This window comes from Hymenobacter coccineus, assembly GCF_001816125.1.
Classification (GTDB): domain Bacteria; phylum Bacteroidota; class Bacteroidia; order Cytophagales; family Hymenobacteraceae; genus Hymenobacter; species Hymenobacter coccineus.
Genome location: NZ_MDZA01000055.1, coordinates 38,423 through 63,076, shown reverse-complemented (window position 1 = coordinate 63,076; position 24,654 = coordinate 38,423). Strand labels below are relative to the sequence as shown.

The following is a 24,654-nucleotide window of genomic DNA, read 5'->3' as shown; positions in this document are numbered from 1 at the left end:
CCCGCGCTGCCCGCCGCCCGCCTCACGCTGCTGCCTGCCATGGTGGGCTTGGCGCAGCTGGGCGCCCCGCCGGCCCTGGCCCGGCAACTGGCCCGCCTGCCGGGGCCCCTGCGCCTCGGCCTGGAGCTGCTGGTGCTTGATTACCTGGGGTATAGCTGGCACCGGCTGCTGCACGCGCCGCTGCTGTGGCGGCTGCACCGGGTGCACCACAACGACCTCGACATGGACATTACCACGGCCTGGCGCTTCCACTTCGGCGAGATGCTGGCCAGCATTCCGTACCGGGCGGGGCTGCCGGGGCTGCTGGGCATCCGGCCGGCTACGGTGCTGGCCTACGAGGCCGTTTTTGAGGCCGGCACGGCGTTTCACCACAGCAACTGGCGGCTGCCCTTTGGCCTGGAGCGCCGACTGGTGCGGCTGCTGGTGACGCCGCGCGCCCACGGCATCCACCACTCGGTGGTGCACCGCGAGTCGCAGAGCAACTTCGGCGTCGTGCTCACCCTCTGGGACCGCCTGCACCGCACCCTACGCCTCAACGTGCCGCAGCAGTCCCTCACCATTGGCGTGCCCGCCTACCCCGACCCCGCCCGCCAGACCGTGGCCCAGTTGCTGGCGCTGCCCCTGGCCCTGCTGGAGCCCTGGGCCCGCCCCGACGGCACCGTGCCCAGGTGGCCGGAGCCGGCCGGCCCGCTCGATGAGCTACAGGAATAGCGCCGAAATCCGCTGCGCCGGGCCAGTACCGCTGGGGGCCCTAATTATTCTCTGCGCCAATGCGGTATCGTGCTGGTGTTGAGGGCGGCAGGAAATGCGCGAAAATGCACATGGCTTGCATTAAACGTGTTAGTAATAACCACAACCGTACTATTATATTGGCTTAGATTGCCGCCGAATTGTTTTTAGCGGCAGGGCCGCTAATCTTGCGTTTCCCTCGCTGGTGCAATGCCAGCCCAAGCTGTCGTTTTTTCGGGTGGCGGGCAGGCCCGGCCCGGCGGGGGAGGAGTGGCGCCGGGCGGCGCATCACCCAAACCGCAGCCCCTGCTTTGCTCGTAATTGTTTTCCGCTCACCCCCTTGGTTATGTCCCCCGCCCATTCCCACCCGCCCGACCATTACGCAGCCCCCAACCCTTCGGCCACCGGCCGCGCGTGGCGCTGGCTGGCAGCAGTAGCCATTTTCGGCAACATTTTCCTCAATTACTACTCCAATACCCACCCGCTGAATGGGCAAACCATGGGCACCGTGTCGGCTAAGTACCCGACGCTGCTGACGCCGGCGGGCTACGCGTTCAGCATTTGGGGCCTGATTTTCCTGGGCCTGACCATTTACGCAGTGTGGCAGCTGCTGCCCAGCCAGTGCCTGCTTTCGCTGCCCGATGCGCTGGCCAAGCCCCTGGCCCTGGCCAACGTGGCTACCGGCGCGTGGGTGGTACTGTTTGCCTACGAGCTCATTCTGCCCAGCGTGGGCGTGATGCTGGTTATTCTGGGCACGCTGGTGGCCGCCTACGGGCGGGCCCGGCGGCGGGTGCTGGCCCAGGCGGCCCCGGCCTGGGCCAGCCTGCCGGTGGCCCTGTACCTGGGCTGGATTTCGGTGGCCTCGGTTATTAACGTCACCATTGGGCTGCAACAGCTGGGCTGGCGGCCCGTGCAGGGCGGCGCCATCGTGCTGGCACTGAGCATGCTGGTAATAGTAGTGGCCCTGGCGCTGCTCATCAGCCGGGTGTTTCAGGAAGTGGCGTTTCCGCTGGTGATTGCCTGGGCCCTGGTGGCCATCTGGGTGGTGCGGCTGCGCGAGGTGCCCGAGCTGGGCTGGGCCGCGCTGGCCGGGGCCGCCGTGGCGGCCCTCGGTGGCTTTGCGGTGTCGCGGGTGGGCCGCCGCCGGCAGCCCTGGGAAATTGCCGCGGCCGCCGCTGATGCCGAAAATGCCGCCCTGGCCCGCCGCCGGGCCGAGGCTGAAGCCACCGCGGCGAGCCAAAAGCTGGCGTAGCGCGCGCCGCGTAGCTTTGCGGGGTCTCACCCTCACTTTGTGCTATGCGTCAAAAATTCGTTGCCGGCAACTGGAAAATGAACCTCGTTTACTCCGGGGCCCTCGCGCTGATTTCAGAAATTGCGGACCTGCTGGGCCCCGCCACGCCCACCGATCCGGTGGTGGTGGTGTGCCCCCCGTTCCCGTTCCTGTCGGGGGTGGGTGAGCACCTGCCAAAGGGCGGCTCCCTGCACCTGGGGGCCCAAAACTGCCACCAGAAGGAAAGCGGCGCCTTTACCGGTGAAGTGGCCGCCCCGATGCTGGCCTCGGTGGGCTGCGAGTACGTGATTCTGGGCCATTCGGAGCGCCGCCAGCACTTCCGCGAAGACGATGCGCTGCTGGGCCAGAAGCTGAAAGCGGCCCTCGCCGCCGGCCTCAAACCCATCTTCTGCGTCGGCGAGTCGCTCGAAACCCGCGAGGCCGACGACACCTTCGACTTTATCAGCAAGCAGCTGAAGGACGGCCTGTTCCACCTTAGCAACGAGGAATTTGCCCAGGTCGTCATCGCCTACGAGCCCGTGTGGGCCATTGGCACCGGCAAAACGGCCACCAGCGCCCAGGCGCAGGAGGTGCACGCCTTCATCCGCGAGCAGGTGGCCCGCGCCTACACCGCCGCCGCCGCCACCGACGTGTCCATCCTCTACGGCGGCTCGGCCAATGCCCAGAACGCCCGCGAGCTGTTCAGCCAGCCCGACGTGGACGGCGGCCTCATCGGCGGCGCTTCGCTGAAGGCGGCTGATTTCGTGGCCATCGTCCGGTCTTTCTAAGGAGCCATAGAGGGCAAAAAAATGTCATTCCGACGAAGGAGGAATCTGAAAACTGTCTTTGATGGTTCTCAGATTCCTCCTTCGTCGGAATGACAATCACTTGTCTAAGCCAGGCGCTGTAAACCAAGGCCCGCTTTTTGCCTGGGGGCCCAAAGCCTTTTCGCCCCTCAACCAACTGCTTGCCCGTGTTCTTCTCCTTTCTCTGCGCGGCGCTGCTGGCTTGTGGGCCCCCACCCACGGCCACGCCGGGCACTGGGGTCCCCAAGCCAGCCGCCAGCCCGCCGGTCCCCGCGGCCCGGTTTGGTTCCGTCGATCCGTGCAAGGTGTACGGCTCCATCTACCTCGAAACCGACCCGCGGCGGCGCAGCGGCTGCTTCGGCATCGTGTACGTGGAGCCCGACCAGGCTTTCGCCGATTTGCTGGTGTTCAAGGAAGATAACAAGCTGTTTGCCGACAAGGCCGGGCTGTGGGCCGCGGCCCCCAACCGCGAATTTGCTGATTATGTGCTGTTCGTGACGCCCACCCGCGGCCTGGCCGACTTCACGATTCACTACACGCCCGCGCGCTCCTTTGCGGGTTGCAAAACGCAGTAGGGTAGAGGGTTAAGTGTGCAAACCGTCAGCGAGCCGCTTCCTTTGGGAGGTGGCTCTTTTTGTGGCCGGCCGCGGTGGGGCCCCGGGCCGCCGGGGCTGCCGTATTTTGCCGCCGATGGAATTAGCACTACGCCACCTCGCCAAGAATTTCGGGCCCAAAACCGTGCTGCGCGACTTGAGCCTAACCGCTGCCACCGGCATGTGCGTGGGCGTGCTGGGCCGCAACGGCGCGGGCAAAAGCACGCTCTTCAACCTGCTCACCAACGTGCTGCTGCCCAGCCAGGGCCACATTGTGCTGGACGGCGCGGTGCTGGGCGAAACCTTCCCAGTGGCTGTGAAGCGCCGCATGGGGGCCCTCGTCAACCAGGGCTACCTGGTGGAGGAGCTCACAGCCGAGGAGTACCTGCAATTCGTGGCCCGCATCTACGCGCTGCCCGATGCCCAGGCCCGCATTGCCAGCCTGCTGGGCCACCTGCTGGAAGACTACGACACCGTGCGCTGCAAGCGCCTGAGCACATTCTCGACCGGTATGAAGCAGCGCGTGGCCATTGCCGCCTGCCTGCTGCACCGCCCCGAGCTGCTGATTCTCGACGAGCCCTTCAACGGCCTCGACGTGTTTGCCGCCGACCGCGTGCTGGGCCTGCTGCGCAGCTACCAACCCCAGGCCCTCACCTTCATCTCGTCGCACAACCTAGCCCACATCGAGCAGCTGGCCACGCACTTGCTGGTAATTGACGAGAGCGAGGTGAAATTCTGGGGCACGATGGCCGAGTTTGCCCAGGGCGAGCGCGCCGCCCTCAGCGATGCCCTGCTGCGGCTGCTGCACCCCGCCACCAACCAAGCCCAGGACCTGACATGGCTGACCGCGCAACGCTAGGGCCCCCGGCCCCGGCGGGCCGGCTCGGCCACTTCCTGCCCTACCTGCTGGGCCGCCGCCTGCGCGCCACGCTCTGGCCCGCCGACGGTGCCGCGCGCGCCGGCATTCTGCTGCTGCTGGCCCTCACGGCTCTCTACGGCGCGGGCCTGGGCTTCCTACTGAACCACACCGACGCGATGGGCTCAATTAAAGGCTTCAACGAGCTACTGCTGAGCGTGAATGGCACGCTGCTGGCCTCGGCGCTGCTGGTCGATTTCCTGCCGGCCGTGCGCCCCGTTACCCGCGTGGTGCCGGAGCATTTCCCCGTTTCGGCCCGCTGGAACGTGGTAGGGGCTTTCCTGCTCGATTTGATCGCCCTGCGCCGGCTGCTCATCTTATTGCTGCTGCTGGCGGCATTGGTTGTGGCCCCCCGGCAGGCCGGCACCACGGGCTTTAGCCTGCTGCTGGTGCTGGGGGCCACGGCCTTCAGCTTCAACCTGCGGCTGCTGCTGGCGCTGGGGCGCTGGCGGCACCCGCTGCTGCTGGCCCACCTGGCCAGCCTGGGCCTGATGCTGTGGTGGCTGGCCCACCCGGCCGCGCCCTACGCGGAGGCGCTGGGCCTGGCCATGGCCCTGCTGCCCTGGGCGCTGGGGGCGGCGCAGCTGGCCTGGCTGGGGCCCTATTTCAGCGCCCGTTTCCTGTCCGCTGCCCCGGCCGCCACCGCTGCTCCGGCCGGGGCCCTGCTGCGCCGCCTGCCGCCCGAGTTTCGCGCCTACCTGCGCCGCACGTGGCGCATGCTGCTGCTGGGCCTGGCGCTGAAAATCCTGATGCTGGGCCTGGCCCGCTGGCAGCTGGCCAACGGGCGGGGCATCGACAAGCAGTACACCTTCTACCTGGGCCTGGCGGGCATCAGCGGTTTCACCTACATCAACAACAACCTGTTCGGCTTTATGCAGGGGCTGGCGGCCAACGAGCTGCTGCGCCTGGGCCTGACGCGGCGCGTGCTGCAACTGTACCTGCGGCTGGTGGGGCCCGTGGTGGTGCTCGATGGCCTGCTGAGCGTGCTGCTGGTACTGGCCCTGTTCCCGCGCGCGGCGTGGCCTTACCTGGGGCTGGTACCGCTCTACGCGCTGGCCCTCAGTGGCCTGGGGCTGTGGGGCTCCCTCTACCAGGCCAAGCCCGTGAGCCAGGCCATCAACTTCGCCAACGCCAACAAAAACAACAGCACCCTGATGGGCCTGCTCACCGTGGTGGTGGCGGCCGCGCTGTACTTCCTGCCGTGGTGGTGGGCCCGCATGGCGCTGGCGCTGGCCATCGCGTCGTCGGCCTGGTGGCCGGTGCAGTCGGTGCTGCGCAACGACGGGGCCCTGCGCCGCCGGCTTTGGCGCGGCATCGGGGCCTGATTTTTCGGCGACCTTTGCTGCTGTAACAGGAATTAAAAATTAAAAATGAAGAATTAAAAATGGCTCATTTAGGCCATCAACTCCTTCATTTTTAATTTTTAATTCTTCATTTTTAATTCTCTTCCCTGCATGGATTTTATTGAACTGACCGTTGAGGCCCCCCGCGAGCTGGCCGACATTCTGGTGGCTGAGCTGGGTGAAGTGGGCTTCGATACCTTCGAAGATAACGACGCCGGCTTCTGCGCCTACACCACCGAGGGCGCGTTCGACCCCGACGGCGTGGCCGAAATCATGAGCCGCTACGAGGGCCTGGGCGAGCTTAGCCACTCGCACCGCGTCATCACCCGCCAAAACTGGAACGCCGAGTGGGAGAAAAATTTTCAGCCCCTCGTCATCGCCGAGCGCGTGTCGGTGCGGGCCCCGTTCCACCCCGAGCCGGCGGGCGTCGACTACGACATCGTGATTATGCCGCGCATGTCGTTCGGCACGGGCCACCACGAAACCACGGCCCTGATGATTGAAAACCAGCTTGATATTGACCATCGCGGGCTGCGGGTGCTCGACATGGGCTGCGGTACGGGCATCCTGGCCATCATGGCCGAAATGCTGGGGGCCCGCCAGGTGCTGGCCGTAGACGTGGAGCCCTGGACCGTGGAAAACGCCGCCGACAACGCCGCCGAAAACCAGTGCCGTACCATCGAGTGCCGCCTGGGCGGGGTGGAGGTGCTGGCCGGCGAAGCGCCGTTCGACCTCATCCTGGCCAACATCAACCGCAACGTGCTGCTCGAAGACATGCACGCCTACGCCGCCCTGCTGCCCACCGGCAAGCCCATCCTGTTCAGCGGCTTCTACGAGGAAGACTTGGATAAAATAAAGAATGAAGCAACTCGAAACGGCCTCGTTTACCAGCGCCACCGCACCCTAAGGAGCTGGGTATCGGCACTTTTTGTAAAAGCTTGAGAAAATTATAACATATCAAGATATTTCGCTTAAATAACTGATAGTAAATGGATTGAAATATAATAATTAGGGCCCTGGGCACGTTTTAGCGGGCGCAGCACGTTGCTGCGTCTGCTGGACGGGCCGGGGCAGCGGGCAGATGTCCCGGCAATTTCCGAAATTGTAGCCCCGACGCTGCACCTGCGCTATCAATCCTTGGGGCGCGGCGGGTTTAAGATTGCTATTGCTATGAGATATCTCCTTGTTGTGGCCGCGTTGGCGGCCGGTGTGTGGGGCAGTGGGCGGCCGGTGGCGGCCCAAACGGCTCCGCCCGCCAAGGCCGTGGCCACGCCGCCCGTGGGCACCGTCCGCGGTAAGCTTTCGTCCGAGCCCGCCCAATTTATTGTGGATGTGCAGGCCATGCTGGCCAGCACCAACAACGCCCCGGCCAAGGCCGTGGGGGCCCAGCTCCAGCAGCTGTGGGGCGGCGGCAGCTTCACGGGGCCCCAGCAGGCGCGCATCGTGGCGGTATCGCAGGCCATGCTGGCCAAGAAATTTCGGCCCCGGCCGCAGTTCGAAACGTTTTTTAAGGCCTTGATTGGCGCGGCCACCACGGCCAAGCTCAGCCCCGCGCAGCTCGACCAATACCTCAACGTGCTGGCCCAAACCCTAGACAAGGAGCCCCTCACGGAAACCGATAAGTTCCTCACTTCCAGCAGCCGGTTCCTAAATGGCGGGTACTTGTACCGCTCGGGCTTCAACTCGCTGCGGGCAACGGGCGGCACCGTGTCGTTTGCCTACTCGCCCATCGCGGCCCCGGTTTCCACCCTGGAGTTTGGGGCCCCCACGCCGGTGAAGGACGAGCCGCTGCCGGCCGCTAAACCCGCGGCTAAGCCGGCTGCCAAAAATGCCCCCAAGGCGGCGGCGAAGCCCGTGGCTAAAAAGAAGAAGTCCAGCAGCGGCTGGGATACGTCCGACCTGTGGTCGTCGCCGGCGGCCAGCAGCGGCTGGGGCGACAAGGACGACGCCTGGGGCAAGGCTGACGACGGCTGGGGGGCCCCGCCAAGAAAAAAGCGCCGGCTAAAAAAGCCGTTGCTAAGGTGGCGCCCAAAGCTGGGGCCCCCGCCAAAGCCGAACCGGCCAAGCCCACCGAAACCGCCAGCGCGCCGGCCGCCAACGCCGCCGATTTTGCCCCTAGCTCGGCCGGCTTCGAGCCCAGCGCCAGCTACGATACCTACTCGCCGCCGCCCACCCGGGGCGCCGTGATGGTGGTGAAAGACGCTGACTTAGTGATGGCTACGGCCGGCGACTCAGTGGCGCTGCACCAAGTGAGCGGCACAGTGGTGCCCGGCACCAGCCGCTTCGTGGGCACGGGCGCCCAGTTTGGGTGGACGGTAAAGAACAACCCCGTGACGGCCGTGCTCGGCGGCTTCGACTTCGACCTGAGCAAGCCCGAGTTCACCGCCCAGCCTGTAACCTTGACCTACGCCGCTCTGCTCGAAGCGCCCGTGCAGGGGGCCCTGAGCTACCACAGCGTGCGCCGCAAAGCCGGCGCCGCCGACAACGGCTACCCACGCTTTATTTCCCTCACCAACGACGCCCGCCTGAAAAACCTGGGCGGCAGCATCGCCTACCGCGGCGGTATCTCGCTGGCTGGCAGCCGCTTGCTGAGCGCCGCGCTCGACGGCTCGCTGGCCACGCTCGTGGTGAGCGAGGGCGGCCAGCGCAAGTTCCGGGCCGCCTCGCGGGCCTACATCCTCAGCGACTCGATGATTACGGCCGGCCGCGCCGCCATCACGATCTACCAGGGCCAGGATTCGCTCACGCACCCCGGCGTGGCGGTGCGCTACCTGCGCGACAAGCAACTGCTGCGCCTCTCGCGGGAAGACGGCCTGTACAAGAATACGCCCTTCAACGATTCCTATCACAAGCTAGAAATTCGCTCCGAGCAGCTCACCTGGGACCTGCACCAGCCCACCATCGACTTCGCGGTGCTGACGGCCAAGAACCAGCAAACGGCCGATTTCGAGAGCCAGGAGTTCTACACCGATTCGCGCTACCAGCAGATTAAGAGCATCAACCGGCTGCACCCGCTGCAAATGCTGGTGGGCTACAGCCAGTCGCACGGCAACGCCCGCACCCTGAACGTGGCCGACATTGCCACCGACCTGAGCACGGCTGAGGGCAACCTGCGCAGCGCCATGGCCGGCTTGGCCCGCGAGGGCTACGTGCAGTGGAACGGCCAGACCGGCAACGTTACCATTCTACCCAAGGGCCTGCACTACGTGGCTTCGGCCCGCGACCGGAAGGACTACGACCACCTGGCCATCAAGTCGTTGTCGGGGGCCGGGCGCAATGCCACCCTCAACCTGGCCACCAACGAGCTGCTCATCCGCGGGGTGGACCGCTTCAACTTCACCGACGACTCGCTGGCCGTGTACGTACGGCCCGACAGTAGCCTGGTGCGGGTGCAGAAGAACCGCAACATCAAGTTCAGCGGCACGGTGGTGGCGGCGGCCATGCGCTTCAAGGGCAAGGAGTTCGCCTTCGATTACGACGGGTTTTACGTCGATATGGCCAAGATTGACTCGATGGTTATTCGCAGCCAGCCCAAGAAGGTGGCCGGCAAGAGCAACAACGGCAAGCACTTCGACTTCGCCCTCACCAACCGGGGCAAGGTATCGAGCGGCCGGCTGTTTCTAAACGACCCGCGCAACAAGTCGGGCCGCAAGAAAAAACCCAATTTCCCGGCCTTTGACTCCAAGACCGGGTCCAGCGTGTTTTTCGGCAAGCAGGACGTGCTGGGCGGGGCCTACGACTCGACGATGGTGTTCGACATCCCGCCGTTCCGCCTCGACTCGCTCAACAACCTGGGCCAGACGGCCACGGGCTTCGACGGCACGTTCCGCAGCGGTGGCATCATTCCCGACATCAAAACCAAGCTCACCCCGCAGCCCGACGGCTCGCTGGGCTTCGTGTACGACGTGCCCAAGGACGGCTTTCCGCTCTACAAGGGCAAGGGGCGCGTGTTCAGTAAGGTGAAGCTCGACAGCCGTGGCCTGCAAGCCGACGGCACCGTGAAGTACCAGAGCGGCACGTTCACCTCGGACCGGTTCACGTTCTACCGCGACTCGGTGGTGACGGAGGGCAAGACCGGCGAAATCGCGGCCCGCAACTCGGCAACTGGCGTCAACTCGCCGCGCATGGCCCTGCCGCCCGGCTACCTCATGAACTGGGTGGTGAAGGCCGATTCGATGTACCTGACCACGCCCCGCACCGGGGCCCCCATCAAGCTCTACGCCAACGACGCCTACAGCTTCCGGGGCCGGGCGCTGCTCACGCCCAAGGGCACCGGCGGCGACGGCCGCCTCGATGGGCCCCAGTCGTTCATCAAGTCGCCCGACTTCACGTTTAAAACCGACGGCTACAGCGGCCGCAAGGCCACGCTGAGCGTGAAATCGGCCGAGGCCAACAAGCCCGCCCTCACCGCCAACGAGGTGGCGTTCCAGTACGATTTGAAGAAGGGCTACGCCGATTTCTCGCGCGAGCCCAACAGCAAGGCCAGCATCGATCTGCCCTATTCGCAGTTCAGCACCACGCTCAGCGGCGGGCGCTGGGACTTCAAGAAGAAGCAGGTGCAGCTGCGGGTGGCTCCGGGGGCCGATTCTACCAAGTCGTACTTCTACGCCACTGGCGAGGCCCAGCACGGGCTGAAGTTCCGGGCCGCGACCGGCGTGTACGACCTGGCCCGCTACCGCCTGCAGGCCGGCGGCGTGCCCTACATTGCCGCCGCCGACGCCTGGATTGTGCCCGACTCGGGCCGGGTAAGCATCCTAGCTAATGCCCAAATCACAACCCTGCACAACGCGGGCGTGGTGCTCGATTCGCTGGCCAAGTTCCACCGCCTCTACAACGGCAACATCAAGGTGGTGTCGCGCGATGCCTTCACCGGCGACGCGCTGTATAGCTTCAAAACGGTGCGCGACTCGTTCGCCCTTAAGTTCACCAACTTCGCCAGCGACTCGGCCACGGTGGCCACGGCGCGCAAGGGCGGGGGTTTATTCAAGAAGAAAGCGGCGGCGGCCGGTGCCGCGGACCCCGCCCAGGGCCTGCCCACGGTGGCCGTGGCCACGGTGCAAACGAACACCAAGTTTCTGCTGGCGCCGCGCATCGGCTACCGCGGCGACGTGAAGCTGAACTCGCAGAAGCGGGGCCTGATTTTCGATGGCCAGGTGCAGCTGCAATTCGGCAAAGACCTGGCCCGGGCCCAGTGGTTCCCGGTGAAGGACAGCATCGACCCCAAAAATGTATCGCTAACGCTGCGCGACGCCAAAACCGCGGACGGCTCACCCTTACTAACCGGCCTGTTCCTGTCCGACCAGTCGAACAGCGTGTACCCGCTCTACGCCTCGGCCATCCCGAACGACACGGACGTGCCCCTGTTCACGGTGGATGGCAAGCTGCACTACGACGCCAAGAAGGGCCTGTTCACCATCTCGCGCAACGACCTGACCGACGCCAACCGCTACGACGGGGCCGTGATGACCTACCAAGATTCGACGGGCCAGCTGGGCTTCCGGGGGCCCCTCACGTTCATCAAGTCCACGAAGGAGTACCGCATGGTGGGCAGCGGCGTGGGCGTGGCCAACCCCGACAGCGCCGCCTACCGCGTGGATGCCCTGCTGGGGCTCGACATCGTGATGCCTGCCAAAGCCCTGGAAGTCCTCGGAACCGAGATGGTGGCCGTGACCAAGGGCTCGCCCGAGGCGCTGGACGGCTCGCCCAACGAGCTGTACAAGCTGGGCGAATTTGTGGGCAGCAAGGGCGTGGAAAGCTACCTGAGCAACAAGGGCCAGGCCGTGGCGCTGGCCAAGCTCAGCCCCAAGCTAGCCCACACCCTGCTGCTGAGCCGCGTGAACCTGCGCTGGAACGACAAGAAAAAGGCCTGGTACTCGGTGGGTAAAATCGGCGTAGCCGGCGTGGGCAAGCAAAGCCTGAACGCGCTGGTGGACGGCTACGTCGAAATCAAGCGCAGCAACTCGACCGACGAGGTGGAGATTTACCTCGAAGCCGGCCCCCAGGATTGGTACTACTTCAAGTACGCCAACAACCTGCTGCTGACCAAGAGCCAGAGCGACAACTACGACAACGAAATCACGAAGGCCCAGAAGGGCGACTACAACACGGCCCTGAGCTACGGCGTGTTTCTGGGTGACTTCGGCGACGTAGACGGCTTCCGCAGCCGCTTCCAGAAAGACTACCTGGGCCAGAGCGGCAAGCTGGCTGCCCGCGCCGCCGCCCCACCCAAGGCCGAGGAGCCGATGGTGGACGCTGGCAAGAAGAAGAAAAAGAAGAAGGGCGACGACGCCTTTGGTGCTGATGAGGCCCCCGTGGCGACCGATGGGGCCCCTGCCCCGGAGCCCACCGGCAAGAAGAAGAAAAACGCCAAGGACAACGACCCCTTCGGCAGCGGCGAAATCACCGACGCCAGCACCACGCCGGCCGAGGACACGTCCAAAAAGAAGAAAAAGAAGGACCAGGAAGGCGCCACCGAAACGGCCACTGCGCCCGTGGAAGAAGCTCCGCGGAAGAAGAAAAAGGCCAAGGGCGATGACGCCTTCGGCGATGCCGAAGCGGTGGGCACCGCCGCCGCGCCAGCCGCTGGGGCCCCGGTAGTCCAGAAGCCAGCGACTGCGCCAGCGCCTGCCGTTGCAGCCCCGGCCGCTGCCTCTACGGGCCAGGTGCCTGCCCCCGAGCCCGCGAAAAAAGCAGCCGTAGCCGCCAGCCCGGCCGACGCCGACGCGCCCGTTGAGGAAACGGCCAAGGAGTCGAAGAAAAAGAAGAAGGACCGGGAGAAGGAGCAGGCGGCCGCCGCCGAGGCCGATGGGGCCCCGCCGAGGCCCCGGTGGACGACGCTCCCAAGAAAAAGAAGAAGAAGAAAGGCGCGACCGAAGATCCCTTCGGCGATTCGTAAGCCCACCAGCGAAGGCCCCGTTGCAGTGCAGCGGGGCCTTTTTGGGGCCCCGGGGGCGGCCGGGGCCCCGGCGTACCTTTGCCCGGCTATGAACATTCCCTTGCTGCTGCTGGCCCTGCTGGCGGCGTACCTGCTCGGCTCCATTCTCACGGCCCTGTGGGTGGGCCGCCGCTTTTTCGGCCTGGCCGACATCCGCCAGCACGGCTCCGGCAACGCCGGGGCCACCAATACCTTCCGGGTGCTGGGCAAAAAAGCCGGCTCGGCCGTAATGGCCATCGACGTGCTGAAGGGCTACGTAGCCACGGCCCTACCCGCGTGGCTGGCGGTGGCCCCGGCCGGCTCGGGGCCCCTGCTGTACGCGCAGCTGGGCGCCGGGGCCCTGGCAGTGCTGGGGCACATCTACCCGGTGTGGGCCCAGTTCCGGGGCGGCAAGGGCGTGGCCACCATTTTGGGCATGATGCTGGCGCTGGCTCCGGCCACGGTGGGCGTATGCGTGCTGGTGTTTGTGGCCATGCTGGCGCTGTTCCGCTACGTGTCGCTGGCCAGCATGACGGCCGGCCTGGCCTTTGCGCTGCTCCAGCTGCTGCCCGCGTTCCGGCCCGCGCAGCCGCTGCTGCTGTGGGTGGGCTTCGCCATCGCCGCCCTGCTCGTGTACACCCACCGCGCCAACATCAGGCGGCTGCGCGCCGGCACCGAGAGCCGGGTGCCCATGCCGTGGGCCCGGTAGCTTTTCCCGCCGGCGGGCAAGAGCCGAAACGCCGCCGCTACCCGGCCGGCTTTCGCTGCGCTGCTGCCCGCCGCTTTCCGCTGCTTCTTTTCCCCGTCCCCATGCCTCCCTTTCCCCGCCTCGAAACTCCGCGCCTGGTGTTGCGCGAACTGGCCGATGCCGACGTGCCGCGCATCGTGGCCCTGGCCAGTGACGATGCCGTGGCCCGCAATACGCTCAACATGCCGCACCCGTACCGCCCCGACTACGCCCAGAACTGGTTGAAAATATGCCGCGAAGCACACGAGTTGGGCGCGGGCGTCACGTTTGCCATCGAGCTGCGGGCCACCGACGAGTTCATCGGGGGCATCGGCCTCAAAATCGAGGCGCGCTTCGACCGCGCCGAGGTAGGCTACTGGCTGGGCGTGCCCTACTGGAACCAAGGCCTGATGACCGAGGCCCTGGCCGCCGTGCTGCGCTACGGCTTCGACGAGTTGCTGCTCAATAAAATAATGGCCAACCACACCGTTCAAAACCCAGGCTCGGGAGCCGTAATGCTAAAAAACGGCATGGTGAAAGAGGGCGAGCTGGTGGAACACGTGAAGCGCGATGGCGAGTACCACACCCTGGCCCAGTACCGCCTCACCCGGAGCGAGTACGCGCAACGCCTGCCCCAGGCCAGTGTCCTTTAGGTACGGGCGTTACCGGCGCATAAAAATTGTGCAAAAAAGAACGTCCTGCAGCGCGCGGCGCGGCTTTTTTCCTTAATTAATCTCGGTTGTCAGCGCCGAAAAGATGCTTCGCAGGACCCGTTAATTTACTACGATTCAAGAATAGGGCTATTCCAGCGAATGCACCTTGGTGCGCGTACCTATCAATTATTGCTAATTTTCCACCATTACCCCCCATTCTATGGCCATCTCTTACCTCGCCGATAACCAGCAGCGCTTTCTGGACGAGCTGCTCGACTGGCTGCGCATCCCCAGCGTGTCGGCCGACCCCAAATTCCACGGCGATGTGCGGCGAGCCGCCGATTTCCTCAAGGCCCGCCTCGAAGAAGCCGGCGTGCAAAACGTGGCCCTGTGCGAAACCGCCGGCAACCCCATTGTGTACGGCGACTACCTCACCGCAGGCCCCAGCCGGCCCACGGTGCTCGTGTACGGCCATTACGACGTGCAGCCCGCCGACCCCTACGAGCTGTGGCATTCGCCGCCGTTCGAGCCGGTTATTCAGGACGGCAAGATATACGCCCGCGGGGCCTGCGACGACAAGGGCCAGGCCTACATGCACGTCAAGGCCTTCGAGATGATGATGCGCGACGGCCAGGGCGGCGTGCCGTGCAACGTCAAGTTCATGATTGAGGGCGAGGAGGAAATTGGGTCCAACAACCTGGCCCTCTTCGTGCAAGCCAACAAGGAGAAGCTGCAAGCCGACGTCATTTTGCTGTCCGACACCGGCATCATTGCCAACGACGTGCCCAGCATCGAGGTGGGCCTGCGGGGCCTCAGCTACCACGAGGTGGAGGTAACGGGCCCCAACCGCGACCTGCACTCGGGCCTCTACGGCGGGGCCGTGCAAAACCCCATCAACGCCCTGTGCGCCATGATTGCCAGCCTGCACGACGAAAACGGCCACATCACCATCCCCGGCTTTTACGACAACGTGGAGGAGCTGACGCCCGCGGCCCGCGCCGAACTGGCCAAGGCCCCCTTCGACGCCGCCGATTTTGCGGCCAGCATCGGCCTGCCCGCGGCCTACGGCGAGGCCGGCTACAGCACGCCCGAGCGCACCAGCATCCGGCCCACGCTCGACGTGAACGGCATTTGGGGCGGTTACACCGGCGAGGGCGCCAAAACGGTCATCGCCTCGAAAGCCTTTGCCAAAATCTCGATGCGCCTCGTGCCCAACCAAACCAGCGACGAGATTACGGCCCTGTTCCAGCAGCACTTTGCCAGCATCGCCCCGGCCGGCGTCACGGTGCAGGTACGGCCCCACCACGGCGGCGAGCCCGTCGTCACGCCCACCGACTCGGCCGCCTACCGCGCCGCCGCTGCCGCCATGGAAACTACCTTCGGCAAGGCCCCAGTGCCCACGCGCGGGGGCGGCTCCATCCCCATTGTGGCCATGTTCAAGTCCGAGTTGGGCATCGATTCCGTGCTGCTCGGCTTTGGCCTCGACTCCGACGCCATCCACTCGCCCAACGAGCACTTCGGCGTGTTCAACTTCCTCAAGGGCATCGAAACCATCCCCCACTTCTACCGCAACTACGCCGCGGCAGAAACTCGGTAGGCCCCCCAGGGCCCCAGCTCAAAACTTAAAAAGGCCCGGCCTCCGCATGGAAGCCGGGCCTTTTTGGGACCTCTGGCTAGCCTAATGGCTAGTTGAACGAATACGTTGCGTAGAGCTGGAAAGCGCTGTTGCGCTGCCGCGGCTGGGTCGTCATATTGCCGTTTACCGATGATTTGGAGAAGTTGGTGAACGCCCCGTTGTAGCGCAGGCCCGCGCCCAAGCCGTGCTTCAACTGGTAGCCCAGGCCCGCCAAATAACCAAAATCAATGCTCTTGTAGCCGGGCGTAATGTCGGTTGACGTGCTGCCAGCTTGGTACTTAGCAGCCACCAGGAAACCCACCTGGGGCCCTGCCTCGAAAAAGAACCCGTCGGTGTTGACGTGGAAGGCCAGCGGCACATCCACGTAGTGCAGGCGGTACTTCACGTCCACTGTGTTGGTTTTGGCGCCCTTTTGCGAGTACAGCACTTCGGGCTGAAAGGCAATCAGCCGCGTGAGGCCGATGTTGGCGAAGATGCCAGCATTGAAGCCAAAGCGGCTGTTGAAGAAATTTTTCGCATCGGGCCCCACAAAACTGGTGAGCGACGCGCCGGCCTTAAGGCCCAGCGATACGTTGCCACCGCGGCCACGGTATTGAGCCTGCGCGGCACCAGCAACGCTCATTAGCAAAGCAATAGTAATAATTGATTTTCTCATGAAAATTAATTTGAGGAAAACAGCAAGGTGTAAAATTACTGCGTTATCTTTCTACAGAGCAGTATAAAGATTTCTTATTCTCAAATAAGATTTTTTTTGCAACGTATAATTTGAATGAATATTTTATCATTTTGATAAAAAATATTTATAACATCTGAGAGATAAATAATTAAATAATACTGCCAGTTAAAATAAAAGCCCGGCCTCTACAAGAGGCCGGGCTTTTATTTTACTTACTCGTACTAGCTTATTTGCCACCGAAGGCGTAGCCCACCTGGAACTGGAACACTGAGTTGTGTACGCTCGGGTTGTTGCCATTGCCGCCGGCGTAAGCCTGGGCCGTGTAGTTGGTGGAGGCTCCCTGCTTGTACACCTGCGTGAAGTCGCCGGTGTAGCGCAGGCCTAAGCTCAGGCCGCTGGTGATTTGGTAGCCAATGCCGCCCACGTAGGCCAACACCGTCTTGTTCATGTCGGTGTTATTGGTGTTGTCCGTGCTCTGGGTGCTCGTGTTGCCGGTCTGCGTAAAGTCGCGGTTGCGCACCAAAAAGCTGGCCTGGGGCCCCAGTTCAAAGAACAAGCCTTTGCCGTCCTCGCCAGCGTTCACGCGCAACAGCACGGGCACGTCGATGTAGCTCAGGGTAGATTTGAAGCGGGTGGTGGGCAGGCCTTGGAAGTTGTCAATCGAGGCACCTTTTTGCGAGAACAGCACTTCCGGCTGAATCGAGATATTATCGGAAATACCGAAGTTGCTGTAGAGGCCGGCCGAGAAGCCCGACTTGTACTCGCTGCCCTTCGAGTCGGTGCCGGAGAAAGTAGCCAAGTTATAGCCACCCTTCACACCGTATTTGATACCGGTTTGGGCGTTTGCGGTGCCAACGATGCCGGCAAGGAGGGCGAGGGGGAGAATTACTTTCTTCATGATTGAAAGAATGTAAAAAAAGAAATAATTAATAATTGTCATCGTAGCAGCTTGCTACCTAAAACGTGCTTTATATCGAACCTGCGATTAGCAGGGTTGCGGTTCGTTGATAAAAAAAACTTATACTTTAATAATTCAGAATTAATTCACACAATTAATTTCCCCGCTTTTTATTAGGGGGGTTGTGATGCTGAAAGCATTAGAGCAGTGCGGCTCCCAGCTTACAACTGAATTTTGGGTGCAGCATTTTTTTGCCCGGGCGCGCGCACAGCAGCCCGGCGCGGGCCCCGGGCCCGGGCCAAGAAAGCGCATTGAGCCCCGGGCGCTTCGGGGCCCCAGCGCGCGGGTTGGGGATGGTTCTGAAGCGTTTCGGTGAAAAAAAGCTGATCCGATGGCAACGCCTGCGCCATCTTCCGGCCGTGGCTGCACCAGTAGCCACGCCGCGCCGTGGAAACCTTCTTCGAGTACAACCGCTACCTGCACATCGCGGCCGGCGTCGTGGGGTTCTTTGTGGCCCCGGTAGCCCTGGCCATGCGTAAGGGCGGGGCGGCCCACCGGCGCTGGGGGCGCGTGTTTTTCTGGGCGATGGCGGTGGCCGGCACCACGGCCATTGCCGGGGCCCAGCACATCCACAGCCTGTTTTTGCTGCTTACGGCGGTGTTCAGCCTCTACATGGCGGGGTTTGGCTACCGCTCCATTTTCCTGAAGCAACTGGCCTGGAATGCCTGCGTGGCGCCCTTCGACTGGGCCGTGGCGGGCGTGGGCCTAGTGGTATTCGCGGGCACGGTGGCCTATGCCTTCGCGGCGGGCAACATCCCCGTGGGCGTGTTTGGGGGCCTGGGGGCCCTCACGGCGGCGCGGCAGCTGCGTGGCTACGCCAAGGCCGGCCACTGGGCCAAAAACCAGTGGCTGCTGAACCACATTTCGGGGTTCATGGCCGGGTACATTGCGGCGGTGTCGGCGTTTTCGGTCACCAGCCTACGCTTTATCCCGTTCCCGTACAACTTCTTGTGGCCCACGGCGCTGGGGCTGCCCATCATTTGGTGGTGGCAGCGCCGGGTGCGGGCCGGGCGGGCGACTATTGCACCAGGCTCCGGTTTATCCGCTTCACCAGCCCCGGCCCCTCATAAATAAAGCCGGTGTAGAGTTGCACCAGCGAGGCGCCGGCCGCTAACTTTTCCTGCGCATCGGCCGCCGAGTGGATGCCGCCCGCCCCGATGATGGGCAGGCCGCCCGCGCTGCGCCGGTGCAGGTAGCGGATCACCTCCGTGGCCCGCTCGCGCAGCGGCCGGCCGCTGAGGCCCCCCGCGCCCAGGCCCGCCACGTGGCCGGCATCGGTGCTCAGGCCGCCGCGGCCAATGGTGGTGTTGGTAGCCACCAGGCCGCTCAGGTGAGTTTCCTCCGCGATTTCAATGATGTCGTCGAGCTGGGCGTCGGTCAGGTCGGGGGCAATTTTGAGGAGCAGCGGGCGCGGCACGGGGCGGGCCAGGTTGCGGGCCTGCACCTGCTGGAGCAGGTCAATCAGCGGCTTTTTTTCCTGCAATTCGCGCAGGCCGGGCGTGTTCGGCGAGCTCACGTTCACCACGAAGTAGTCCACCACGTCGGCCAGGTCGTCGTAGGCGGCCAGGTAGTCGGCGGCGGCTTCGGCGTTGGGCGTGTCCTTGTTCTTGCCAATGTTGCCGCCGATGATGAGCTGGCGGTTGCGCCGCCGCGCCAGCCGCGCCGCCACCACCGGGGCCCCGTCGTTGTTGAAGCCCATGCGGTTGACAAGGGCCCCATCCTGCGGCAGCCGGAACAGGCGCGGCTGCGGGTTGCCGGGCTGCGGCCGGGGCGTCACCGTACCAATTTCCACGAAGCCAAAGCCCAGCGTGGCCAGCTCGTCGGTAAGGGCCGCGTTTTTGTCGAAGCCCGCCGCCAGGCCCACCGGGTTCGGAAATTTCAGGCCAAACACCGTACGCTCCAGGCTCGGGTGCTGGTAGTCGTACAGGCCCCGCATGAGGGCCCCCACGCCCGGCACGCGGGCCGCCCGGCGCAGGTTATCAAACACGAAGTGGTGGGCGCGCTCGGCGTCGAGTTTGAACAGCAGCGGCTTAATGACGGACTTATACATAGGCTCTTATCCGGCCCAACCTTCGCGGTCGAGGCTGCGGTATTGGATGGCTTCGGCTAGGTGCTGGATTTGGATTTCTTCGGTGCCGGCGAGGTCGGCGATGGTGCGGGCCACCTTCAGGATGCGGTCGTAAGCGCGGGCGCTCAGGCCGAGGCGCTCCATGGCCGTTTTCAGCAGCATGCGGCCGGCGGGGCTGATTTCGCAGATGTCCTTCACCATTTGGGGCGGCATCATGGCGTTGGAGTGCACGTCGGGAAACTCCTTGAAGCGGGCTTCCTGCACCTGCCGGGCCCGGTCCACGCGGGGCTGAATTTCGGCGCTGGTTTCGGCCTTGCGGGTTTCCGTCATTTGGTCAAAGGTCACGGGCGTCACTTCCACGTGCAGGTCGATGCGGTCGAGCAGGGGCCCCGAGACCTTATTGAGGTACTTCTGCACCACGCCGGGGCCGCACACGCATTCCTTTTCGGGGTGGTTGTAATACCCGCACGGGCAGGGGTTCATGCTGGCAATGAGCATAAAGTTGGCCGGAAACTCAATGCTGACCTTGGCCCGGGCGATGGTCACGCGGCGCTCTTCCAGCGGCTGGCGCATCACCTCCAGTACCGAGCGCTTGAACTCGGGCAACTCGTCGAGGAACAGCACGCCGTTGTGGGCCAGCGAGATTTCGCCCGGCTGCGGGTTGCTGCCGCCTGTAAATTGCCACACCAAATGATAATTTTTAGCACCGCGGCGTTCGTGTTTACCCAAAGGTAATGCGAATCCTGACCAGAGTGCGCGAGAAAGATTAGTTGTTTGGCGGTAGTCAACAGGAAATTTTATGCAACCCACCCGAAAAATTGGGAAGAGCCACAGCGCTCTTCGCGCGGTTCACCCTTCGGTTAAAAACGGTCGGGTCGTTCAGTTGGAATCCGCTTTGGAACGCGATTTCTGCTGCCTGCTCGAATTTGAGCGGGACATCACGAGTTACGTGGAGCAGCCAGTTGCCATTGACTACGTGCTGAACGGGCGGTCCCACCGCTACACCCCGGACTTTTTGATCCATTACGTTGGGGAAAAGCCGGGCGTGCTGGCCGAAATCAAGTACCGGGCCGACCTGCGGGCGCACTGGGCCCAATTAAAACCGAAGTTTCGGGCGGCCAAGCGCTACGCGTCCGCCCAGGGGTGGGAGTTTCGCCTTTACACGGAGGCTGAAATTCAGACCCCCTACCTGGACAACGTCAAATTTCTGCTCTGTTTTCGGGCCCCCGCCTCGGCCCTGCGCCGGGAATACGCGCAGTTGCTGCTTGAAGCAATGGCCCAGCTCGACGAGTCCACGCCCGCCGAAATCTTGCTCGTCGCTTTCCAGGACGCCGACCGCCGGGCCGAATTATTGCCCGTGCTTTGGCACTTGGTCAGCAGCGGGCAGATCGGCTGTAACTTGTTTCAGCCCTTGACCATGCGAAGCCCCGTGTGGAGCATTGATGGCCACCTCTCCCTCCCCGACCATGGTCAAAATTGATTTTCTGCCCGGTAAGCAGTACCGCTACCAGGACCACCCCGTGCGCATTCAGCGGGTACTGGACCTGCACTATGTGCTGGGCGAGTACGAAGCCACGGGCGCCCTCGTGCGCATTCCCATCAGCGGCTTGCAGCCCCCGGCAGACGCACCGGAAGTGCCGGTCCACGACGACTTGCTCAGCATCCCCGAAGCAGCCTGGGCCAAGGCCCAGCGCAAGCTGGCCATCTTGCAGCCCGTCCTGGCCGCTCGCGGCGACCTTCAGCTATTGACGGAAGTTGCCCGTACCCACCAATTGGTGCCGTCCACGCTTTACCGCTGGCTGCGGGCCTACGACCAAACCGGCTCGGTGCGGTCCTTGGTGGAACTGCCCCGTACCGGCGGAAAAGGCCAGGCCCGGTTGGACGCGGCCTTGGACGCGGTCATCCAGCAGGCCATCGAAACGCATTACCTGACCCCGCAGAAGCTGCCCGTCACCAAAGTCATCCTCGAAATCCGGCAGCAGTGCCGGCAGGCCGGGTTGCCGGCCCCGGGCGACAACACCGTGCGCCGCCGCATCCGGCAACTCTCCGAAGAAGAGAAAACGCGCCTGCGGTGGAGCAAGAAAATTGCCAAGGAGCGGTTCGAGCCCTTGCGGGGGGCCTTTCCCGGGGCCAACTTTCCGCTTGCCGTCGTGCAAATCGACCACACCCTCGTGGACCTCATCCTGGTGGACGAGGCGTACCGGGAGCCGCTGGGACGCCCTTGGTTAACGATGGCCATTGACGTGTTCTCGCGCATGGTCGTGGGGTTTTACCTTTCTTTCGACCCGCCCGGGGCCGTCGGCACGGGCCTGTGCATGGCCCATGCCATCCTGCCCAAGGAGCTGTGGTTGAGCCGCATGAACGTGCAGGGCGACTGGCCCTGCTGGGGGGTGCCCAGTGTGGTGCACGCCGACAACGCCAAGGAGTTCCGGGGCACCATGCTGCAACGGGCCTGCGATAAGTACGAAACCCGCATCGAGTGGCGGCCGGTGGGCAAGCCCCATTGGGGCGGGCACGTGGAGCGGCTGATGGGCACCTTCATGCAAGAGGTCCACACGTTGCCCGGAACCACCTTTTCCAACGTGCGGGACCGCAAGGACTACCCGTCCGAACAAAAGGCGGCGCTGACGCTGCGCGAATTCGAACAATGGCTGACCACGTTCATCGTGGACGTTTACCACAAACGGGTCCACCAGGGGCTCAAAACCAGTCCGTACGAGCGCTACCGGGAGGGCATCTTCGGCAGCCCCCGCCAACCCGGCCGGGGGCTGCCCGAGCGCCTATACGACGAACTGCAAGTCTGGCTGGACTTCATGCCGGGCGAGGAGCGCACGGTGCAGGAATACGGCGTACTCATCGACCACGTGTTTTACTACGCCGACGTGCTCGAGCCGTACATCAACAGCCTGGAGGCGGGTTCCGGCAAGCGGCGGCTCAAGCAAAAGTTTACCTTCAAGCGCGACCCCCGCGACATCAGCTGCTTGTACTTCCTGGAGCCCGGCACCAAGGTGTACCACCGCATTCCGTACCGCGACACGTCCCATCCGGCTATTTCGGTGTGGGAGTTCCGGCAAGCGGTGGAGCAGGCCCGGTTAAAAGGGCTGGAGCGCATCGACGAAGGAACCATTTTTGCCGCCTACGATGCGATGCGTGCGGTGGAACTGGCCGCCGTGGAGCGAACCAAGCGCGTCACCAAAACAGCCAACCGGATGCTGCAAGGCGTGCCGGAAGGCGCCGCCGCCGCTTTTTTTTCGAGCGGTACGTCCGGCCCGGGGCTTGCGCCGCCGGTGCCCGGCACCGATGCTCCGGTCCTTCCCATTGCCCCCGCCCCGGGCGCGGCCCACCCTCTTGCCTTTTGACGACCTGTATGACGCCTCATTTGCATCCTGACATCGCGAAGCTGCTGGAACTGCCCGACCGCGAGCGGCAACGGGCCGTCCTGGCCACCAAGTGGATTCCCTACACCCGCGCCCGGCACATCGCCGGGAAAATGGACGACTTGTTGCACCACCCGGCCTCGCACCGGATGCCCAACTTGCTGGTGGTGGGCGACACGAACAACGGAAAATCGCTCATCCTGCAACGATTTGCGGATGCGCACGTCCCGTTTGACCGCGAGGAGGACGGCCGCCTGGTTTGGCCGGTGTTCTACATCCAGGCCCCGCCCGAGCCGGACGAGCGCCGGTTTTACAACTTGATTCTGGACCGCGTTGGCACGCCTTATCGCTTGGCCGACCGAGTGGACAAAAAACAGCAGCAAGTCCTGCACATCCTCCGGCTCTTGGAAGTCAAATTGTTAGTCATCGACGAAATCCAGCACGTGCTGGCAGGCAACCAGGCCAAGCAACGGCTCTTCCTCAACGTGCTCAAGTACCTGTCCAACGAATTGATGATTCCGCTCGTGTGTGCGGGGCTGCGAACGGCATTCAACGCCATTCAGCACGACGAACAACTGGCCAACCGGTTCGAGCCCGTGGCCCTGCCCCGGTGGACGATGGGGGAGGAGTACCTGCGGCTGCTGCTGAGCTTCGAGCGGTTATTGCCGCTGAGAAAGCCGTCCGGCCTGAGCGAAGAAGCCCTTGCCTACAAGCTGTTGAGCATGAGCGAAGGAACCATTGGGGATTTGTCCAAATTGCTAAAGCGGGCTGCCATCGCGGCCATCCAAGGCAAGACGGAGTGTATTACCCTGGCCCTGCTCAACCGATTGGATTACACGGTGCCCTCGGAGCGCATGAAGTTTCACAAGCACTTGCCCATCAGTACGTGACGCTGCCCGGTCGCCTGCCCTGCGCCTCGCACCCGCGCCCGGACGAACTGCTTTCGAGTTGGCTCACCCGCCTGGCGCACGACCACTTGATGAAAACCTACACGTTCGGCAAGCTGCTGTTCCCAACCAGCAGCTTGTGGAACCGTAACCTGGACATGGCCGCCCCCGAGTTGGTGCTCCAGACCTTGGCGGGCCGCACCACCACGCCGCTTGCCCGCATTCGCGAAACGGCGTTGCGCCGCTACGAGGGCCGGTTGTACTTGCAGCACCACGCCAACACCAGTACGAAATGGATCTTGCCGCTGGGCGTTTACCACCGAACCCACCGCCATTGCGGCCTATTATTTTGCCCTAGTTGCTTGAAAGCCGACGGGGACACGCCTTATTTTCGGACCCATTGGCGCCTAGCGTTGGCCCAGGTCTGCACGCGTTGCGGGGTGTACCTCCACGATAGGTGCCCCGCCTGCACGCAGCCCGTTACCTTCTTTCGGGTGGAACTGGGGCGCAAGTCGGCCCTGCCCGATACGCCCATCTCTCATTGTTTCCGTTGCGGGCTGGACCTGGCCACGGTTCCCGCGGAGTGCGCCCCCGCCGTAGTTTGCGGGGAGCAGGCCGAATGGGAGCGCATTTTGCGGGAAGGCTGGAACCAACAAGCCTTTTACCCCCACCAGTATTTTGACGTGCTGCACCGGTTGGCCAGAACCCTAATCAGTGCGCGCCCCGTCAGCACGGCCCTCCAGCGGGCCGTGGACGCGCTGACGGGGTGGAGCCCGGTCGAAGAATGCCCTGCCGTGCGCACGCGCCGCCTTCCCTTTGAATTGCTGCCGTTACGGGCGCGGGGCGGGGTGGTACGGCAAGCCCAATGGTTGCTTACGGAGTGGCCCACCCGTTTCGTTCGCGTGGCGAAACAAAACCAAGTGAGCAGCACGCCGTTGTTAGCCGATATGCCCGAGGTGCCCTTCTGGTACCACCGCGTGGTGTGGGAACACCTGCACATGAACAACAAAAATCGACGGTTCGGAGATTTCTGGCGATAGTTTGCTTCGCGCAAACGGTTTGTGACTGAACGGTGCTTTCGGTAAAAAGGAAGACGAATCTA

19 protein-coding genes and 1 pseudogene are annotated in these 24,654 nt (G+C 63.8%); 16 read left to right on the top strand and 4 right to left on the bottom strand.

Annotated features, from left to right (window positions below; all coding sequences use genetic code 11):
- From BEN49_RS04650 to BEN49_RS04605, 11 genes are all read left to right on the top strand, one after another.
- Positions 1 to 711 (top strand): sterol desaturase family protein (locus BEN49_RS04650; protein WP_070741423.1); only part of this gene is annotated, 711 nt, incomplete at its 5' end.
- A gap of 364 nt (positions 712 to 1,075) precedes the next feature.
- The gene (locus BEN49_RS04645; protein WP_070741420.1) at positions 1,076 to 1,981 is read left to right on the top strand and encodes a TspO-related membrane protein; all 906 of its coding nucleotides are present in this window, start codon (positions 1,076 to 1,078) and stop codon (positions 1,979 to 1,981) included.
- Positions 1,982 to 2,025: 44 nt separating this feature from the next.
- Positions 2,026 to 2,787 (top strand): triose-phosphate isomerase, encoded by a 762-nt coding sequence (tpiA, locus tag BEN49_RS04640; protein WP_070741417.1) that lies wholly within the window; start codon positions 2,026 to 2,028, stop codon positions 2,785 to 2,787.
- A 185-nt stretch (positions 2,788 to 2,972) separates the two neighbouring features.
- The gene (locus BEN49_RS04635) at positions 2,973 to 3,380 is read left to right on the top strand and encodes a 7(1) septoil knot domain-containing protein (protein WP_125916527.1); all 408 of its coding nucleotides are present in this window, start codon (positions 2,973 to 2,975) and stop codon (positions 3,378 to 3,380) included.
- Between the two features lie 115 nt (positions 3,381 to 3,495).
- Positions 3,496 to 4,257: an ABC transporter ATP-binding protein gene (locus BEN49_RS04630; protein ID WP_070741414.1), complete on the top strand. Its 762-nt coding sequence runs from the start codon at positions 3,496 to 3,498 to the stop codon at positions 4,255 to 4,257.
- Entirely contained in the window at positions 4,236 to 5,639 is a 1,404-nt protein-coding gene (locus BEN49_RS04625) for a hypothetical protein (protein WP_070741411.1), read from the top strand. Before BEN49_RS04630 ends, BEN49_RS04625 begins: the two co-directional genes overlap by 22 nt.
- Before the next feature lie 129 nt (positions 5,640 to 5,768).
- Entirely contained in the window at positions 5,769 to 6,599 is an 831-nt protein-coding gene (prmA, locus tag BEN49_RS04620) for a 50S ribosomal protein L11 methyltransferase (protein WP_070741409.1), read from the top strand.
- Between the two features lie 228 nt (positions 6,600 to 6,827).
- Positions 6,828 to 7,844 carry a hypothetical protein gene (locus tag BEN49_RS25330; protein WP_125916525.1) on the top strand — a complete coding sequence of 339 codons (1,017 nt, stop codon included), beginning with the start codon at positions 6,828 to 6,830 and terminating at the stop codon, positions 7,842 to 7,844.
- Positions 7,844 to 13,279, top strand: a complete 5,436-nt coding sequence (gene plsY / locus BEN49_RS30400) for a glycerol-3-phosphate 1-O-acyltransferase PlsY (protein WP_317040390.1) — start codon at positions 7,844 to 7,846, stop codon at positions 13,277 to 13,279. Before BEN49_RS25330 ends, plsY begins: the two co-directional genes overlap by 1 nt.
- A 101-nt stretch (positions 13,280 to 13,380) precedes the next feature.
- Positions 13,381 to 13,950, top strand: a complete 570-nt coding sequence (locus tag BEN49_RS04610; RefSeq protein ID WP_070741403.1) for a GNAT family N-acetyltransferase — start codon at positions 13,381 to 13,383, stop codon at positions 13,948 to 13,950.
- A 220-nt stretch (positions 13,951 to 14,170) separates the two neighbouring features.
- Positions 14,171 to 15,547, top strand: coding sequence for a dipeptidase (locus BEN49_RS04605; protein ID WP_070741400.1), 1,377 nt, complete (start codon positions 14,171 to 14,173; stop codon positions 15,545 to 15,547).
- Positions 15,548 to 15,635: 88 nt separating this feature from the next.
- Here the strand turns inward: BEN49_RS04605 and BEN49_RS04600 are convergent, their stop codons facing one another.
- Positions 15,636 to 16,241, bottom strand: coding sequence for a porin family protein (locus BEN49_RS04600; protein WP_083325772.1), 606 nt, complete (start codon positions 16,239 to 16,241; stop codon positions 15,636 to 15,638).
- A gap of 247 nt (positions 16,242 to 16,488) precedes the next feature.
- Complete coding sequence (locus BEN49_RS04595; RefSeq protein WP_158022749.1) at positions 16,489 to 17,160, bottom strand: porin family protein; 672 nt, start codon at positions 17,158 to 17,160, stop codon at positions 16,489 to 16,491.
- Positions 17,161 to 17,607: 447 nt separating this feature from the next.
- Between BEN49_RS04595 and BEN49_RS04590 the strand changes: the two genes are divergently transcribed.
- Positions 17,608 to 18,294, top strand: a complete 687-nt coding sequence (locus BEN49_RS04590) for a DUF2306 domain-containing protein (protein WP_070741391.1) — start codon at positions 17,608 to 17,610, stop codon at positions 18,292 to 18,294.
- Here the strand turns inward: BEN49_RS04590 and BEN49_RS04585 are convergent.
- Positions 18,239 to 19,270, bottom strand: a complete 1,032-nt coding sequence (locus tag BEN49_RS04585; protein WP_070741388.1) for a quinone-dependent dihydroorotate dehydrogenase — start codon at positions 19,268 to 19,270, stop codon at positions 18,239 to 18,241. The genes BEN49_RS04590 and BEN49_RS04585 overlap by 56 nt on opposite strands.
- Positions 19,271 to 19,276: 6 nt before the next feature.
- Positions 19,277 to 19,960, bottom strand: a pseudogene (locus BEN49_RS04580) (YifB family Mg chelatase-like AAA ATPase); the annotation flags it as partial.
- A 127-nt stretch (positions 19,961 to 20,087) separates the two neighbouring features.
- On the opposite strand from BEN49_RS04580, the gene BEN49_RS04575 reads away from it, so the two are divergent.
- The 4 genes from BEN49_RS04575 to BEN49_RS04560 are packed head-to-tail and all read left to right on the top strand — an operon-like array spanning position 20,088 to position 24,592.
- Positions 20,088 to 20,768: a heteromeric transposase endonuclease subunit TnsA gene (locus tag BEN49_RS04575; protein ID WP_070741385.1), complete on the top strand. Its 681-nt coding sequence runs from the start codon at positions 20,088 to 20,090 to the stop codon at positions 20,766 to 20,768.
- Positions 20,755 to 22,647 (top strand): TnsB C-terminal domain-containing protein, encoded by a 1,893-nt coding sequence (locus tag BEN49_RS04570; RefSeq protein ID WP_070741382.1) that lies wholly within the window; start codon positions 20,755 to 20,757, stop codon positions 22,645 to 22,647. The genes BEN49_RS04575 and BEN49_RS04570 overlap by 14 nt, the downstream gene beginning before the upstream one ends.
- Positions 22,648 to 22,655: 8 nt before the next feature.
- On the top strand, positions 22,656 to 23,555 hold the full coding sequence (locus tag BEN49_RS04565; RefSeq protein ID WP_070741379.1) for a TniB family NTP-binding protein: 900 nt from the start codon (positions 22,656 to 22,658) through the stop codon (positions 23,553 to 23,555).
- The gene (locus BEN49_RS04560; protein ID WP_070741377.1) at positions 23,552 to 24,592 is read left to right on the top strand and encodes a TniQ family protein; all 1,041 of its coding nucleotides are present in this window, start codon (positions 23,552 to 23,554) and stop codon (positions 24,590 to 24,592) included. Before BEN49_RS04565 ends, BEN49_RS04560 begins: the two co-directional genes overlap by 4 nt.
- Positions 24,593 to 24,654: the final 62 nt, after the last annotated feature.